The organism is Rhizobium sp. 01T437, from assembly GCF_056398505.1.
In genome coordinates this window covers 274,486-289,499 of record NZ_JBFTPM010000003.1, presented here as the reverse complement: position 1 = coordinate 289,499, position 15,014 = coordinate 274,486, and the positions used below count along the sequence as shown (strand labels likewise).

17 protein-coding genes are annotated in these 15,014 nt (G+C 58.3%); 15 read left to right on the top strand and 2 right to left on the bottom strand.

The features are described from left to right. Positions 1-5 precede the first annotated feature (5 nt). The 5 genes from AC1DM5_RS07650 (at position 6) to AC1DM5_RS07630 (ending at position 3,476) form a co-directional block, all read left to right on the top strand. Positions 6-548, top strand: a complete 543-nt coding sequence (locus AC1DM5_RS07650) for a hypothetical protein (protein WP_477818645.1) — start codon at positions 6-8, stop codon at positions 546-548. A 262-nt stretch (positions 549-810) separates the two neighbouring features. After that, positions 811-1,521 (top strand): 7-cyano-7-deazaguanine synthase QueC, encoded by a 711-nt coding sequence (queC, locus tag AC1DM5_RS07645; RefSeq protein WP_477818644.1) that lies wholly within the window; start codon positions 811-813, stop codon positions 1,519-1,521. After that, a complete protein-coding gene (gene queD, locus AC1DM5_RS07640) occupies positions 1,521-1,877 on the top strand; it encodes a 6-carboxytetrahydropterin synthase QueD (RefSeq protein ID WP_477818643.1) in 357 nt (118 codons plus the stop codon). The genes queC and queD overlap by 1 nt, the downstream gene beginning before the upstream one ends. Continuing rightward, positions 1,874-2,602, top strand: a complete 729-nt coding sequence (gene queE / locus AC1DM5_RS07635; protein WP_477818642.1) for a 7-carboxy-7-deazaguanine synthase QueE — start codon at positions 1,874-1,876, stop codon at positions 2,600-2,602. Before queD ends, queE begins: the two co-directional genes overlap by 4 nt. A 379-nt stretch (positions 2,603-2,981) precedes the next feature. Then, positions 2,982-3,476 (top strand): hypothetical protein, encoded by a 495-nt coding sequence (locus AC1DM5_RS07630; protein ID WP_477818641.1) that lies wholly within the window; start codon positions 2,982-2,984, stop codon positions 3,474-3,476. Between the two features lie 197 nt (positions 3,477-3,673). On the opposite strand, the gene AC1DM5_RS07625 is transcribed toward AC1DM5_RS07630, so the two are convergent. After that, the gene (locus AC1DM5_RS07625) at positions 3,674-4,228 is read right to left on the bottom strand and encodes a hypothetical protein (protein ID WP_477818640.1); all 555 of its coding nucleotides are present in this window, start codon (positions 4,226-4,228) and stop codon (positions 3,674-3,676) included. A gap of 291 nt (positions 4,229-4,519) precedes the next feature. Between AC1DM5_RS07625 and AC1DM5_RS07620 the strand changes: the two genes are divergently transcribed. The 10 genes from AC1DM5_RS07620 to pepT all read left to right on the top strand — a co-directional run bounded on the left by AC1DM5_RS07620 (position 4,520) and on the right by pepT (position 14,076). Continuing rightward, the gene (locus tag AC1DM5_RS07620; RefSeq protein WP_477818639.1) at positions 4,520-4,993 is read left to right on the top strand and encodes a hypothetical protein; all 474 of its coding nucleotides are present in this window, start codon (positions 4,520-4,522) and stop codon (positions 4,991-4,993) included. Between the two features lie 204 nt (positions 4,994-5,197). Beyond that, complete coding sequence (locus AC1DM5_RS07615) at positions 5,198-5,464, top strand: DUF2277 domain-containing protein (protein WP_007820917.1); 267 nt, start codon at positions 5,198-5,200, stop codon at positions 5,462-5,464. A 367-nt stretch (positions 5,465-5,831) separates the two neighbouring features. Beyond that, positions 5,832-6,554 (top strand): FadR/GntR family transcriptional regulator, encoded by a 723-nt coding sequence (locus tag AC1DM5_RS07610; RefSeq protein ID WP_025668775.1) that lies wholly within the window; start codon positions 5,832-5,834, stop codon positions 6,552-6,554. After that, entirely contained in the window at positions 6,551-7,717 is a 1,167-nt protein-coding gene (locus AC1DM5_RS07605) for a PLP-dependent transferase (RefSeq protein WP_477818638.1), read from the top strand. Before AC1DM5_RS07610 ends, AC1DM5_RS07605 begins: the two co-directional genes overlap by 4 nt. A 36-nt stretch (positions 7,718-7,753) precedes the next feature. Next, positions 7,754-9,013 carry an ABC transporter substrate-binding protein gene (locus AC1DM5_RS07600; RefSeq protein ID WP_477818637.1) on the top strand — a complete coding sequence of 420 codons (1,260 nt, stop codon included), beginning with the start codon at positions 7,754-7,756 and terminating at the stop codon, positions 9,011-9,013. Between the two features lie 93 nt (positions 9,014-9,106). Then, a complete protein-coding gene (locus AC1DM5_RS07595) occupies positions 9,107-10,042 on the top strand; it encodes a carbohydrate ABC transporter permease (RefSeq protein WP_477818636.1) in 936 nt (311 codons plus the stop codon). Positions 10,043-10,045: 3 nt separating this feature from the next. Then, on the top strand, positions 10,046-10,876 hold the full coding sequence (locus tag AC1DM5_RS07590; RefSeq protein ID WP_477818635.1) for a carbohydrate ABC transporter permease: 831 nt from the start codon (positions 10,046-10,048) through the stop codon (positions 10,874-10,876). Positions 10,877-10,880: 4 nt separating this feature from the next. Then, positions 10,881-11,939 (top strand): ABC transporter ATP-binding protein, encoded by a 1,059-nt coding sequence (locus AC1DM5_RS07585; RefSeq protein WP_477818634.1) that lies wholly within the window; start codon positions 10,881-10,883, stop codon positions 11,937-11,939. Positions 11,940-12,010: 71 nt separating this feature from the next. Beyond that, complete coding sequence (locus AC1DM5_RS07580) at positions 12,011-12,760, top strand: metallophosphoesterase (protein ID WP_477974812.1); 750 nt, start codon at positions 12,011-12,013, stop codon at positions 12,758-12,760. An 83-nt stretch (positions 12,761-12,843) separates the two neighbouring features. Beyond that, positions 12,844-14,076 carry a peptidase T gene (gene pepT / locus AC1DM5_RS07575; protein ID WP_477818632.1) on the top strand — a complete coding sequence of 411 codons (1,233 nt, stop codon included), beginning with the start codon at positions 12,844-12,846 and terminating at the stop codon, positions 14,074-14,076. A gap of 20 nt (positions 14,077-14,096) precedes the next feature. Here pepT and AC1DM5_RS07570 read toward each other — a convergent pair whose 3' ends face one another. Further along, positions 14,097-14,906, bottom strand: a complete 810-nt coding sequence (locus AC1DM5_RS07570; RefSeq protein WP_477818631.1) for a cell wall hydrolase — start codon at positions 14,904-14,906, stop codon at positions 14,097-14,099. Positions 14,907-15,014: the final 108 nt, after the last annotated feature.

The window sequence follows — 15,014 nt, the reverse complement described above, 5'->3', positions numbered from 1 at the left end:
GGGAAATGAGCTGCTGCTCCGAAAATCCGTTCATTGGAACAGGCGATCTGCCATTCAATCCAAGCGAGGTTCGTCTCTATGGACGAAACGAATATTGTCCACCCGGGGATGCCCCGCGACGGCCTGAAGCTGCCAAGGTAAAACCGATCCGGGATGGCGACGTTGAAGCAGGCAAGGATAAAATCAGCCTTAAAGTGGGCAACTGCTTCATTCTGATCGATCCCGGCAAGGTCGAGATAGAGAGCATCGGTGTAATCTATGGCTATGCCTATGAGGGCCATTGCTACAAGCTCCCGAAGCCGCGGATCATGTATCTCCCGGTCAAGGCCACGGAAATACCGGGGGATGACTGCGGATGCGATTGCGGCTACTCGAACGCACTTGGCTATTCGGTCTGGTCGTTGGACAAGCTCGAACGCGTGATCGCGCTCGATGTCCGCTCTGACGACATCAAGACGCTGATCCTTGATGAAAACCTGCCCGGAAACCGTTCGCCGCTCGCCTATGCACAGACGCAATCGCTAGCGCCGCAGCGGCCTCGCGATTGAGACCACGCAAGCGTCTGGATTGAGATCGGGCTGCTCTCCTTTCGAAGCCCGGATGGGAGATACGACATCAACTGCTCGTCTCGGACCGATACTACGCTGCAGCCCGTCTTCGAGGGGAGGAGCTCCGCGTGCTCTGCGCGAACGCATCGGCGTCGACGGCTCTTGCCGGCAAAGTTACTAGACATCCCGGCATCGGAAGTTTAGTAGGTGCCCCGCTAACCGGTCGCAGCCCACCCGGTTCAACAAAACAAGGGACCCTAAAATGAAAATACTTGTCGTCTGCTCAGGCGGACTCGACTCTATTTCGCTTGCATACAAGATTGCGGCGAACCACCAACTGATCGGCCTGATCTCCTTCAACTACGGTCAACGGCATGTCAAAGAGCTGGAATTCGCGGCTCTCTGCGCGCGAAGGCTCGACGTGCCACATGACATTGTAGACATATCGAACGTGGGCAAGCACCTGACCGGCTCCGCCCTCACGGACGATATTCAGGTTCCTGACGGGCACTACGCCGAAGAGACGATGAAGGCAACGGTCGTGCCGAACCGCAACGCCATCATGCTGTCAATCGCGTTCGGCCTTGCTGCTGCTCGTCACGCAGATGCCGTGGCGATTGCAGTCCATGGCGGAGACCACTTCATCTACCCAGACTGTCGGCCGGGCTTCATTTCGTCGTTTGAGGTCATGCAACAACATGCCCTTGAGGGATATGCTGATGTCAGCCTGTTTGCTCCCTATGTGAACGCCACGAAGGCCGACATTGTCACCGACGGTGCGAAGCATCGGACGCCTTTTGAAGAGACCTGGTCTTGCTACAAGGGCGACCGTTTCCACTGCGGGAGATGCGGTACATGCGTCGAGCGTCGTGAAGCTTTCCATCTCGCCGGTGTCGAGGATCCAACCGTCTATGACGATCCGGATTTCTGGATTGCTGCTACCGGTGCATTCAGAGCAGACGAGGCCAAGTAATGTACCGGATTACCAAGGAATTCCATTTCTCCGCCTCGCATCAGCTGTCCCACCTTCCTGACGACCATCAGTGCGCGCGTCTCCATGGCCACAATTACATAGTCGAGGTCGAGCTTTCCGCCTCTGAGTTGAACGAGGATGGCTTTGTCCGTGATTATCACGAGCTTTCGCCACTCAAACGCTACATCGACGAGAGCTTCGATCACCGGCACCTCAATGATGTACTGGGCCATGACCGGGTGACATCCGAATGGCTCGCCAGGCATTTTTACGACTGGTGTAAGCAACGCCTGCCGGAAACCTCTGCTGTCAGGGTGAGCGAGACGCCGAAGACATGGGCGGAATATCGTCCATGACAGGCAGGGAACAAAAGATCCGCATCAGCGAAATCTTCGGACCGACGATCCAGGGGGAGGGGCCGCTCATCGGCCTCCCTACCGTCTTCGTCAGAACGGGTGGCTGCGACTATCGCTGCGAATGGTGCGATACCCTCCATGCCGTCGACAGCGCCTTCCGCGACGAGTGGACGCCAATGTCGGTCGACGATATCTGGTCGAAAGTGGAATTGCTCTCTCAAGGCTGTCCGCTGACGATTTCTCTGTCCGGTGGAAACCCGGCAATTCAGCCGCTCGGGCCACTGATAGCTCGGGGAAAGCGCGATGGCTATCAATTCGCTTTGGAAACGCAGGGATCGATCGCCCAGGACTGGTTTGCAGAGCTGGATCACTTGATCCTCAGTCCCAAACCACCGTCCAGCGGTATGGAATTCAAGCTGGACGAACTAAGGGATTGCGTGGCGGCCGCACGCAACGGTCCCGGGATCGCGATGAAGATCGTCATCTTCGATGACACTGACTATGCGTTTGCAAGGTCTGTCGCGAAGGAGTTCAAAGAGCTTCCGATCTTCCTGCAGCCCGGCAATCACACGCCGCCGGTCGAAGATGAAGCCTTGATCGATCTCGAGGGTATTCTCAACCGTATGCGGTGGCTGGTCGACAGGGTCGCCTCGGATCGGTGGTTTGATGCACGCGTTCTCCCGCAGCTCCATGTCCTGCTTTGGGGAAACATGCGGGGTGTGTGATCACCTTTGAGGAGGGTTGCGGCCCGCCGTGTAGGAGCGGGAGCACCGATCTGAAGTTGATCCTTCCGAGGCTTTCAGTCTCTCGACACACTGCCCCGACTGGGATGGTCGCGCCCGTTAGTACCTACAGGCGCTCGGAGGCTTCGCTCAGTTGCTCCGCGACGAAGGTTGCGCAGGTCCCTTCTCAATCTCTCGCCCCTCGCCAAAGACCCGAAAAACAAGCTTATTTTAGTGTTTGCTGCGGCATCGGGTAGCAGTTGGTTCGCTGCCGCTAAATTGACCTCATTGCTCCGCGACTTTTGCTCGACCGGGTGCCGAAAGCTCAAGGCATCCGGCATGGCGCATACCCCATGCGCCAAATAAATCGGAGGAGAAAAACATGTACAGACTTGCTTCTCTCGCTGTCGCCGCAGCACTTGGTGTCGGCGCCTTCATTGCCGCGTCAAGCGCCGATGCTATGAGCATGCAGGACTGCAGTGCCAAATATAAAGCGGCGCAGGCAGCCAATAGTCTCAATGGCATGAAGTGGAACGACTTCCGCAAGGCGCAATGCGGAGCGGATACTGCCGCAGCGACACCGGCAAAGCCCACTGCAGCGACGCCCGCAAAGCCCGCCGCGACCGACGAGCCGACGACCGCCAATACCGACAACGCGGCTGAGCCCGCGCCAACCAAGGCCGTGGCTCCGAAGGGCGTGGTCTTCCCAACGAAGGTCGATGCAAAATATGCGAGCGAGACGCCCGGCAAGGGCCGGATGCATACCTGCCTCGATCAATACAATGCCGATAAAGCCAACAACAGCCTGAACGGCCTGACCTGGATCAAGAAGGGCGGTGGTTATTACAGCATCTGCAACAGCAAGCTGAAGTCCTGAGATCACATATTGCATCAATAGGCGTGGAGATGAAGCGGCGCCTCATCTCCACGCAAGGAGGACGTGATGAGTCTTCTCGACGATGCCGGCAGCCTCATCGGCAACGCGATCGACAGTCATCCCGGCGGCCTCAGCGGCGTGATGTAGGAAGCCTTCGCCGATTTCGGCAGGCTTGGTTTGCTGCGATAGAACGCGGATCAGTTCTCGATCTGTTGGTCCGAAACAACGCTGACGATGACCTCGTCGCTTCCGTTCGGATAAAGTGGCAGGTCGAGCGTAATCGCTTCCCGGCGCTCTGGGGACGATGCTTTGAAGAACTTTCTGGCGCGCCCCTGTCCATTCCCTTCTCCGGACGCTTTAGCATGCGTCTCGCTGACCAGGCGTCGTTCGAAGGCCGCAGCATCGATTTCCGCGAACGCCATGGTGCAGCTTTCGACGGTGTTGTCGCCTACGGACGCCCGTGCCACCACCAGCGCCCTGAATGGTACATCTTCGCCAGCGCTCAGATTCCAGCCCTCCAACGCGACAGGATTTTCCACCGGCACCAGACTTGTAGTCATATCCTCCGCAAGTGCTGGCCAATCCCGTTCCTTTGCTACGGCGACCGTCCGTTGAAAATCCGTTCCCCGGTTGAGGCAGCGTTCATTGAACTGGTCAAAGGGATCTGGCTCGTTTGCCGCAACGACATCGGCAATGCTGGCAAGAAGAAACGTAATTGCGAAGCCATATGTCATCCATCGCATTAAAACCATGGGGTCTGCCTGTGGCCTTCGTCGGTTGCTACTCCGCCGCCTATATCTATCATCCCAATGAAAAAGGAAAAATCATGTCTCTCCACACCGGGGCTAAGTATTCCCGCACTGCGGCAGACATTTGATCGCCCTCAACCGGCTGGAAGATCAACCAACAAACACCTACATGTTGAGATACCAAAACATCGCGTTCGCGACTAATCCAAGCGGCCAAGAGCCAGGCGATGACAAAGGCCTCATATCACGTCGTCCTTTTGGACAGCACAAAAGTAAAGAAACGAGACCCGCCATATGATTTTACTGATAGTCGCGGTGGTGATCGTTATCGTCTTCTTCTTTCTGTTTCCAAAGCCGACGCTGCTTACCCTCACCGCACTCGTGGTCGTGGGCGGCGGTGTTGCGACCTTCATCTACTTCCAGCAAACAAACCGCGATGGATCGAGCGCCTCGATAGAAGGCACAAGCAGTGGAACTAAGGGATGCGTAGATCCCGCTAGGCCAGTTTTCGTTCGGCTTTTCAACGGTTCTCGGCAGCAGGTGGATGTCGTCCGCTTCCGGCTGATCGCAAAACGTCGCGGCTTCAGCATTGAGTATTATTCCGACCACCTCACGAGTTATAAAATTATCGAGCCTGGCGGCACCTATGACGACTGCTGGGCGCTAAACCAATATCGAGGCCTGCAGACTTTGCCGGATAAATTGACACCACAGGAACTGGATTGGTCAGTCGAAATATCGTCGGTTGAGTTCGCAAGTAATCGGTAGGTGTGGCGGCTCCGCCTTTGTAGAGGCCGAGTTAGAAGCGAGCTTGAACTATCTTTTCATGGGAGCCGAGTTAAGGCCGCTGTCTACTCAATGTGATCGGTGACTGGGAGTTGCCGCCCAGTCCGTTGCAATTAGCGCTCACGGAACTAGCTTTTATACCCCGTACCCTTTGAAACGGCGGCGTGACGAAAAGGAAAGCAAGGCATGTGCCGAAATATCAAGCCCCTATTCAACTTCGATCCACCAGCGACGGACGAGGAAATCCATGATGCGGCGCTTCAGTTCGTACGCAAGTTGAGCGGAACCACCAGGCCATCAAAACGCAATGAGGCCGCTTTTGAACACGCGGTGATGTCGATCGCGAAATGCGCCAAGGAACTGCTTAATTCGCTAGAGACCTCTCAACCTCCTCGCGACCGCGACGAGGTTGCCGCGAAGGCCCGGGCACGGTCGGCGATCCGGTTTGCCTAAGAAAGCCGCGTTGCAATTCTTCCATGGTGGTGATTCGCCCTCGGACAGCGCCGTCCGATCGGCAACTCCGAGGGTGTTTTATGGCGCCGAGACACGTTTCGAACACGACAATCGCAGTCTTATCATCCGTTGCCAGCAAACGATTCTCTTGCGGGCAGGAGCGGCGGTCATGCGGCCTTGAGATCAGGAAATAGCTTCTTGGACCAAGCTAAGGGAACATTGGTGCAAACCAATGGCCAGCCGGGAAGATTCAAACGAGCGTCGCCACAATCGTAAATACCGCCTTGACGCCTCTCCATCTTTGAGAAATGCTAAGATGTCAGACCAATTTTGGGGTCGGCTGCCTTAGAAAAGAACTTGGGGAACCATGAAGGCAAATGGTAGTGATAGGCCGGTAATCCGGCCGCTTCCGGCGATGGACCGCGCCCGTCAGGTGACGGAAGCGCTGGCGCATTATGTCGAGGATGCCCGGCTTCAGGCGGGCGACCGGCTGCCGGCGGAGCGTGAATTGATGGCAGCCCTTGCCGTCGGGCGGTCTACCATTCGCGAGGCAATCCGGCATTTTCAGGCGCTCGGCGTCATCGAGACGCGCAAGGGCAGCGGAACTTATCTGCTGAAACCGGTTTCTCGCGATACGATTCATATGCCGCTATCGTTCGAGACGCCGCATCTGCGCGATGTGCTGCTGCAGACGCTGGAGGTTCGCCGCGGCATCGAATGCGAGGCCGGCATGGTGGCGGCTCGGCGGCGCACGGCGAAAGATCTCGTCGTCATCGAGGAAAAACTCGACGAGATGGAGCGGGTGCATCTTTCCAAAGGCGCCTCTGGTCCGGAAGATCTCGCCTTCCATTTGGCGGTCTACGACGCCACGCACAATCCGCTGTTCCGCCAGCTTCTCGAACAGATGCGCGAGACCTTCGAGCGTTTCTGGACGCACCCTTTCGACCGGCAGGATTTCGCCCGCCGGTCCTTTCCCTTTCACCGCACCCTTTTCAACGCCATCGCCGCCCAGGACACCGAGGCGGCACGGCGTGAGACACTGAAAATCCTCGACGTGGTCGAGGAAGACATCAAGGAAATGTCCCGATGACTGACGGCCTCGAACCGTTCGACCTCGCTTCGCTGATCACCGCCCATGACGAGGGCAATTTCGCCGAGGCGGTCGTTCCGCCGATCTTCCAGACCTCGCTTTTCACCTTTTCCGACTACGACGACATGATCGCCTCCTATCGCGGCGAAAAGGTGCGCCCGATCTACACGCGCGGGCTGAACCCGACCGTGCGCATGTTCGAGGAGATGCTGGCAAAGCTCGAAGGTGCGGAGGATGCGCTGGGTTTTGCAAGCGGCATGGCGGCGATCTCGTCTGCGGTGCTCAGCTTCGTGGAGCCGGGTGACCGTATCGTCGCCGTCAAGCATGTCTATCCCGACGCCTTCCGCCTGTTCGGCACGATCCTGAAGCGCATGAAGGTCGAGGTGACCTATGTCGACGGCCGTGACGAAGAGGCCATCGCCAAGGCGCTGCCCGGTGCCAAGGTCTTCTATATGGAGAGCCCGACGAGCTGGGTGATGGAAGCGCATGATGTCGGCGGGCTGGCTGCACTCGCCAAAAAGCATGGCGTCGTCACCATGATCGACAATAGCTGGGCGAGCCCGTTCTTCCAGCGGCCGATAACACTCGGCGTCGATCTCGTCATCCATTCGGCCTCCAAATATCTAGGCGGCCATAGCGATGTCGTGGCCGGTGTCGTTGCCGGCTCGAAAGAGATGATCGCGCGCATCAAGGCCGAATCCTATCCCTATCTCGGTGGCAAGCTGTCGCCCTTCGATGCCTGGCTGCTGATCCGGGGCCTCCGGACCCTGCCTTTACGCATGCGGGCGCACGAGGCGGCGGCCATGACGATCGCGCAGCGCCTGCAGGCGCTCGACGTGGTCGAGCAGGTCTGTCATCCGGGCCTCGCCAACCGCCTGCCCGCCGGCCTCAACGGCACGTCGGGTCTCTTCTCGTTCATATTCCGCGAAGGCATCGACATCAGGGCCTTCGCAGATCACCTCAAGCTTTTCAAACTGGGCGTAAGCTGGGGTGGGCATGAAAGCCTGATCGTACCGGGCGAAGTTGTGCTGCAGCAGAAGGCACAGCCGAATTCCGCACAAGCCTTCGGCATCAGCTCGCGATCTGTGCGCCTCCATATCGGCCTCGAAGGAACCGAGGCCCTGTGGAGGGACATCGAGGAGGCGATTGCCGTCGCCTCATAACTGAAACCTCACAACAACTACGGAGGGGAACCAAAAATGAAAAAGCTTATTCTCTCAACACTCTTCGCCACGATGATGGCGGGTACGGCTTTCGCGGACACCACGCTGAAGCTCGTGGAAGTCATCACCAGCCCCGAGCGCACCGAAACGCTGAAATCGATCGTCGGCAAGTTCGAAGCCGCCAATCCCGGCACCAAGGTCGACATCATCTCGCTGCCCTGGAACGAAGCCTTCCAGAAGTTCGCCACCATGGTTTCGGCGGGCGATGTGCCCGACGTGATGGAAATGCCCGACACCTGGCTGTCGCTCTATGCCAATAATGGCATGCTCGAAAGCCTCGAGCCCTATCTCGCGAAGTGGGAGCATACCAAGGAGCTGACGCCGCGCGCGCTGGAGCTCGGCCGCGATGTCAACAACACGGCCTATATGCTGCCCTACGGCTTCTATCTGCGCGCCATGTTCTACAACAAGAAGCTGCTCGCTGAAGCCGGCGTCAAGGAACCGCCGAAGACGATGGAGGATTTCACCAAGGCCTCCGAAGCCGTCTCCAAGCTGCCGGGCAAATACGGCTACTGCATGCGCGGTGGGCCGGGCGGCCTGAACGGCTGGATGATCTTCGCAGCCTCCATGGCTGGCGACAACAAGTACTTCAAGGAGGACGGCACCTCGACCATGAACAGCGAAGGCTGGGCAAAGGGTATCGAGTGGATGGTCGATCTCTACAAGAAGGGTTATGCCCCGAAGGACAGCGTCAACTGGGGCTTCAACGAAGTCGTCGCCGGCTTCTATTCCGGCACGTGCGCCTTCCTCGACCAGGATCCTGATGCATTGATCGCGATCGCCGAGCGCATGAAGAAGGAAGACTTTGGCGTCATTCCGCTGCCGAAGGGCCCGGCCGGCAAGTCCTATCCGACCATCGGCTACGGCGGCTGGTCGATGTTCACGACGAGCCAGAACAAGGATCTCTCCTGGAAGCTGATCGCGACCCTCGAAGGGCCTGAAGGCAATATCGAGTGGAATAAGAAGATCGGCGCTCTGCCCGCCTATACTGCCGCAGAGAAGGATCCGTTCTATGCCGGTGACCAGTTCAAGGGCTGGTTCGAGGAGCTCGCCGACAAGGACACCGTTCCGACTGTTATGCCGACCTACCTCGAGGAATTCGCCTTCTTCAAGGACTCCATGGCGATCAAGACCTCGCAGCAGGCGATGCTGGGTGACATCTCGGCCAAGGATCTCGCCGACCAGTGGGCCGATTACCTCACGAAGGCACAGCAGAAGTTCCTCACAAAGAAGTAAGGCCAAAATCGCAAACGGCGGCGGAGATCTTCCGCCGCCGCTCATGCAACGACAGACGGCGCGCCGAAGCGCCGCAAGGGGAAGTATCGGGTAATGACCATCACCGCCGACACGCTCGAGATGCGCCACGACCGCCGACCATGGCTGCGCCGCCTGGCCGATGCCTCGGGGCCCTATCTCTATAGCGCGCCCTCGCTGATCCTGATCATTGCGGTCATGCTGGTGCCGCTGGTTATCGGCGTTTCCTATGCCTTCCGCGATATCCAGCTGCTCAACCCCTTCTCCGGTGGCTTCATTGGGCTGGAGCATTTTCGCGAGCTTTCCCAGGACAAGGCCTTTTATGGCGCGCTCAGGAATACGCTCTGGTGGACCGGCGCTTCCGTCGTTCTGCAGTTCATCTTCGGCCTCATCCTCGCACTTCTACTCGACAAGCCATTCTGGGGCAGGGGCGTCATTCAGGCTCTCGTCTTCCTACCCTGGGCGGTGCCGTCATTCCTTGCCGGCCTCAATTGGGCCTGGCTTTTCAACCCCGTCATCGGACCGATCCCGCACTGGCTTTTTGCACTCGGGCTGATGAACGAGCCGAGCAATATCCTTTCCGATCCGCAATATGCGATGTGGGGGCCGATCATTGCCAATGTCTGGTGGGGGATTCCTTTCTTTGCGATCACACTGCTTGCTGCTCTGCAGGCGATCCCGCGCGATCTCTATGAGGCTGCCTCGATCGATGGCGCCGGCTGGTTCCAGCGCTTCCGGTCGATCACCCTCCCGTTCCTGGCGCCGACGATCGCCATTACCGTCATGCTGCGTACCGTCTGGATTTCGAATTTCGCCGATCTCATCGTCGTCATGACCGGCGGCGGCCCGGCGGACAGGACGCAGATCGTCGCCAGCTACATTTTCACCCAGGCCTTCAAGCGGCTCGATTTCGGCTATGCATCGGCGATCGCGCTGGTGCTGCTGATCCTGCTTCTCGCCTATTCCATGCTGATCATCCTGCTGCGGCAGAGCCTGCTGGCCAAGGATTGAGTCATGAGACGTTCCATTCTCCCCGTTGTCGCACACCGTCTGGCGATCCTCGCCTATGTTGTTTTCGCGCTTTTCCCGCTCTTCTGGCTCCTGAAGGTTTCGGTCACGCCGAATGACCTGCTCTATACCGAGGGTGTGCGCATGTGGCCGTCGCGGACCACGTGGGAACATTACAGCTTCGTGCTGGAGCACAGCGCCTTCCCGACCTTTTTCAAAAACAGCGTCATTGTCTCGGCTTCGACGGCTATCACGGTGACGATCTGTGCCTCGCTGTCGGGCTATGCGCTGTCACGCTTTAACTTCCGGGCGAAATACTGGATCGTGGCGCTGATGCTGCTGACCCAGATGTTCCCGCTCGTCATGCTGGTGGCACCGATCTTCAAGATTCTGTCGCCGCTGCATCTGACGAACAGCCTGACGGGTCTCGTTATCGTCTACACAGCCTTCAACGTGCCGTTTGCGACCTTCCTGATGCAGTCCTTCTTCGACGGTATTCCGAAGGATCTCGAAGAAGCGGCGATGATCGACGGCGCTACCCAGTTCGTGGCCTTTCGGCAGATCATCCTGCCGTTGACGCTGCCCGGCATTGCGGCGACCCTCGGCTTCGTCTTCACGGCTGCCTGGAGCGAACTGCTCTTTGCGCTGATGCTGATCAACGGCAATGATGCGGCGACCTTCCCGGTCGGACTTCTTACCTTCGTTTCGAAATTCTCCGTGGATTTCGGGCAGATGATGGCGGCGGGCATCATGGCGCTTATTCCGGCCGGCCTCTTCTTCCTGCTCATCCAGCGTTATCTCGTGCAGGGTCTGACGGCCGGCGCGGTCAAGGGTTAGTCATATGGCATCGATCGACATCAAGAATATCCAGAAATCCTACGGTCATTTTCCTGTCTTGCAGGGCGTCGACCTGGAGATCAAGGACGGCGAATTCGTCGTGCTGGTCGGCCCGTCCGGTTGCGGCAAGTCGACCTTGCTGCGCATGATCGCTGGCCTCGAAGAGGTAACCGCCGGCGAGATCCGCATTGCCGGCAATCGCGTCAACGAGCTGCATCCGAAAGACCGCGACATCGCCATGGTGTTCCAGTCCTATGCGCTCTATCCGCACATGAATGTCGCCGGCAACATGAGCTACAGCCTGAAGCTCCGGAAGACGGCGAAGGAAAAGATCGCCAGCGCCGTTGCGAGCGCCGCCTCCAAGCTCGGCCTAGATCCGCTGCTCGAACGCCGGCCGAAAGCGCTATCGGGCGGCCAGCGCCAGCGTGTCGCCATGGGCCGCGCCATCGTGCGCCAGCCGAAGGCTTTCCTGTTCGATGAGCCGCTGTCGAACCTCGATGCGCGCCTGCGCGAGCAGATGCGCGCCGAAATCAAGAAATTGCATGGCGACCTCAAGGCGACCTCAATCTATGTGACCCACGACCAGATCGAGGCGATGACGCTGGCGGACCGGATCGTCGCCATGCATGGCGGGGTCGTGCAGCAGGTCGGCAGCCCCTTGGAGCTTTACGATCGCCCTGCCAACCTCTTCGTCGCGGGCTTCATCGGCTCGCCCGGCATGAACTTCCTCGAGGCGAGCTATGAGGCAGGCGGCGTGAAGCTGAAGGATGGCACGATCGTGCCGCTCAACACGTCGCTGCCCTTGTCGAACGGTGAAAGGGTGACGCTTGGCATCCGGCCTGAACATGTCGTCATGACAAATGATGGGGCCGGGATTACCGCCAACGTCGAGCTCGTCGAGCCGACCGGCTTCGGAATCATCCTGCATCTTTCGCTGCATGGCCTGCCGTTCAAGATCTTCACGCTCGATCGTGAGGCGTTGACCGCGGGGCCGAAGGTCAATGTCGCCTTTCCGGCCAAGCATCTGCATGTGTTCAACGGCGAGGGCAATCGCGTCGATTGAACGGAAGGAAGGCGATAGAATGCAACTGTCGCTTTCGGCATACTGCCTTCCTCAGGGATCGAGGGGGCAATATGCTTGTTGCGCAGATATCCGATATCCATGCCAGTCCAGATAGTCCGTCGCTGCTCGCATTCGAAGGAGCAATCGATTGGTTAAAGGCTTTCCGGCCGGATGCGCTTGTGCTGACCGGCGACCTAGTGGACGACGGATGGCAACTGGGCTATCGCCAGATTGCGGAAAGCCTGCATGCGCTGGATTTCCCCACCTATCTCCTGCCGGGTAACGGTGATGATCAATCGGTGATGCGAGCCGAGCTCGCCGAAGTTGGCAACTGGGCAGGCGCGGTGGGGTCGATGCATTTCCAGGCGGCTCTCGATGACGTGACCCTTATTGGCGTCGATGTAACGGTAGCCGGCCAAAGCCATGGCGATATCCGGCCGCATCTGTCGTGGCTGAAGAGCACGCTCGCCGATGTTGCGCCGCCTTTTCTCCTCTTCATGCACCAGCCGCCGTTCGGCATCGGTATAGAAGTGCTCGATCAGGTCCGGTGCAGAAATGACGATGCGCTTCTTGAGCTTTTGAACGCGGGCAGATCTCCGCCGCTTGGAATTCTCTGCGGCCATGTTCACCGGCCAGTTTCCAGCAGCGTGGGCTTGATTACCCTCCAGACATGCGGTTCGCTTTGCCCGCCCAATCCGCTTCTTCTCGGGGATCGGGCTGATCTTGCCGTTCTCGACGTTTCCTCCTTTCTGGTTCACGAGGTCAGGAACGACCGGCTGCTATCGCACGTGGTATCGATGCAGACGCTTGCCGGCGCTTAGTCCGTCGGGAGCGGAAAAGAGCTTTCATCACATGGTCTTCGATGGCTATATGATCAGATGATGATCATGCTGGAATGGATATTATGACAGACACTGTTCTCGACCGTTTTCTCCGCTATGTCGTCATCGACACCCAATCCGATCCTGCTTCATCCACGCAGCCGACCACCGAAAAACAGAAGGATCTCGGCCGGGTTCTGGTTGAGGAACTCTTGGAGATCGGCCTTTCGGATGCGCATCTCGATGAGCACGGCTATGTTTATGCGACCATTCCGGCCAATACCGACAAGCGCGTGCCGGTCATCTGCTTCTGCTCGCATATGGACACTGCGCCTGACTTCACCGGCAAGAACGTCAGGCCGCAGATGGTGAAGGCCTATGCAGGCGGGGATATCCAGCTTCCCGGTGATTCTAGCCGGGTGATCCGTGTTTCAGAACATCCTGAGTTGAAGAACCAGATCGGCAACGATATCGTTACGACTGATGGAACGACCTTACTCGGCGCCGACGACAAGGCGGGCCTGGCGGAAATCATCGCTGCCGCGCAGGTCCTCGTCGATAATCCCAGGATCAAGCATGGGACGATCAAGATCCTATTCACGCCGGACGAAGAGGTCGGCCGTGGCGTCAACAAGGTCGATCTGAAGAAGCTCGGCGCGGAATTTGCCTATACGATGGATGGCGAAACCACTGGCCATATTGAGGATGAGACCTTCTCGGCAGATAGCGTCGATATCGTTATCGCCGGCGTGGCAATCCATCCGGGTTTTGCCAAGGACCGGATGGAAAATGCCATCAAGATCGCCGGCGCGATTATCGACCGGCTGCCGAAGGAGATCGCCCCGGAAACGACCGAGGGGAAGCAGGGCTTTATCCATCCGACAGGGGTGGCGGGCTCGATGGAAAAGGCTGCGATCAGCCTCATCATTCGCGATTTTACCGACGAGGGTCTGACCGAAAAGGAGACCATGCTCGAAGCGATCGTCAAGGATGTGATGAAGGCCTATCCGGGCTCGACCTATCGTTTCGACGTGAAGGAACAGTACCGCAACATGAAGGTGGTGCTCGACCGTCATCCTGAGATCGTCGAGAACGCCGTCGAGGCGGTGCGCCGGGCGGATATGACGCCAGTGCGCGGCAGTATCCGCGGCGGTACCGACGGCTCGCGTCTTTCCTTCATGGGCCTGCCGTGCCCCAACATTTTCGCTGGCGGTCATGCCTTCCACTCGCCGCTCGAATGGGTCAGCCGCCAGGATATGGAAAAGGCCGTCAGGACGATCGTGGAGCTTGCCAAGGTCTGGGAAGAGCGCGCCTAGCGCTCTTCATTCTTCCGCAATCAGCTGCCGTTTGCCGAAATGCCTGGTCGCAACATCACGCTGTCATAGGCAGGGCGCGGTGTCGGGATGGCGATCGGCGTGCCGGGTTCAGGCTCGATCGCAGTCACCGTTGCGGGCATCGGCAACGGGTTGGTACTTGCCGTCGCCGCCGGGTCTGGGGACGGGATCGGTATCGGAACATCTGACGGGATCAGCACCTCGAACTGTGGCGGCAGCATGCTCTCGCCGGGTACATAATTCATCGCGACTTCGTAGGACGGCAGTGGCGGCGGCGTTTCGAGCGTGCCATCTTCGTCGCGCTTTTCGTAGAAGGCGTTGCCGCCAGCGACCGTCACATAGTGCATGTTATTGTAGGGAAATTTCAATCCTGCCGTGTGGAAGAACATCGCGTCCTTCACGGCCGGATGGCGTTCGCCGCTCAGGATCGCGTCAGCCGCTGTTGCAAGTTCGGGTTCTGCCTGCGACTTGACCTCGCGCGTCATGACGCCAGGCGCAAACTGCTTCTTCTGGGCTACGATGCCACAGATGGAGTCGGCATAGGCGCCGGAGGTCAGCCTGTTCATGACCACGCTGCCGACGGCCAGATAGCCATCCTCATCCGAATGCTGCGATTCGAAGTACATCGCCCGCTTCAGGCAGTCGCGATCTTTTGTGGTGTAATTGAAAGTGACTTTTGCCGGTTGAACCTGTTTCGATTTGGCTTTAACCGGCGCTGCCGCCGGTTTCGGTGTCGTCGTGCAGCTCGCGGCTGCCAGTCCTACGAATAAAATCCCGACCAGGGATTTTCCAAAGGAAATCTCCGCCCTCAACGCCAGGTGCCTCCTATCGGAATTAGTCCAGCCCTTTTCGATCTAAGCGAAAACGTTTTTACCCGGCATGTGACAAAAATACAAACAACCGGAGATCACAAAAATAAC

Bases quoted from the DNA above. Each gene is read 5' to 3' on its own strand.
- AC1DM5_RS07650 (WP_477818645.1), top strand. From the start codon at position 6: ATGAGCTGCTGCTCCGAAAATCCGTTCATTGGAACAGGCGATCTGCCA.
- queC (WP_477818644.1), top strand. From the start codon at position 811: ATGAAAATACTTGTCGTCTGCTCAGGCGGACTCGACTCTATTTCGCTT.
- queD (WP_477818643.1), top strand. From the start codon at position 1,521: ATGTACCGGATTACCAAGGAATTCCATTTCTCCGCCTCGCATCAGCTG.
- queE (WP_477818642.1), top strand. From the start codon at position 1,874: ATGACAGGCAGGGAACAAAAGATCCGCATCAGCGAAATCTTCGGACCG.
- AC1DM5_RS07630 (WP_477818641.1), top strand. From the start codon at position 2,982: ATGTACAGACTTGCTTCTCTCGCTGTCGCCGCAGCACTTGGTGTCGGC.
- AC1DM5_RS07625 (WP_477818640.1), bottom strand. From the start codon at position 4,228: ATGGTTTTAATGCGATGGATGACATATGGCTTCGCAATTACGTTTCTT.
- AC1DM5_RS07620 (WP_477818639.1), top strand. From the start codon at position 4,520: ATGATTTTACTGATAGTCGCGGTGGTGATCGTTATCGTCTTCTTCTTT.
- AC1DM5_RS07615 (WP_007820917.1), top strand. From the start codon at position 5,198: ATGTGCCGAAATATCAAGCCCCTATTCAACTTCGATCCACCAGCGACG.
- AC1DM5_RS07610 (WP_025668775.1), top strand. From the start codon at position 5,832: ATGAAGGCAAATGGTAGTGATAGGCCGGTAATCCGGCCGCTTCCGGCG.
- AC1DM5_RS07605 (WP_477818638.1), top strand. From the start codon at position 6,551: ATGACTGACGGCCTCGAACCGTTCGACCTCGCTTCGCTGATCACCGCC.
- AC1DM5_RS07600 (WP_477818637.1), top strand. From the start codon at position 7,754: ATGAAAAAGCTTATTCTCTCAACACTCTTCGCCACGATGATGGCGGGT.
- AC1DM5_RS07595 (WP_477818636.1), top strand. From the start codon at position 9,107: ATGACCATCACCGCCGACACGCTCGAGATGCGCCACGACCGCCGACCA.
- AC1DM5_RS07590 (WP_477818635.1), top strand. From the start codon at position 10,046: ATGAGACGTTCCATTCTCCCCGTTGTCGCACACCGTCTGGCGATCCTC.
- AC1DM5_RS07585 (WP_477818634.1), top strand. From the start codon at position 10,881: ATGGCATCGATCGACATCAAGAATATCCAGAAATCCTACGGTCATTTT.
- AC1DM5_RS07580 (WP_477974812.1), top strand. From the start codon at position 12,011: ATGCTTGTTGCGCAGATATCCGATATCCATGCCAGTCCAGATAGTCCG.
- pepT (WP_477818632.1), top strand. From the start codon at position 12,844: ATGACAGACACTGTTCTCGACCGTTTTCTCCGCTATGTCGTCATCGAC.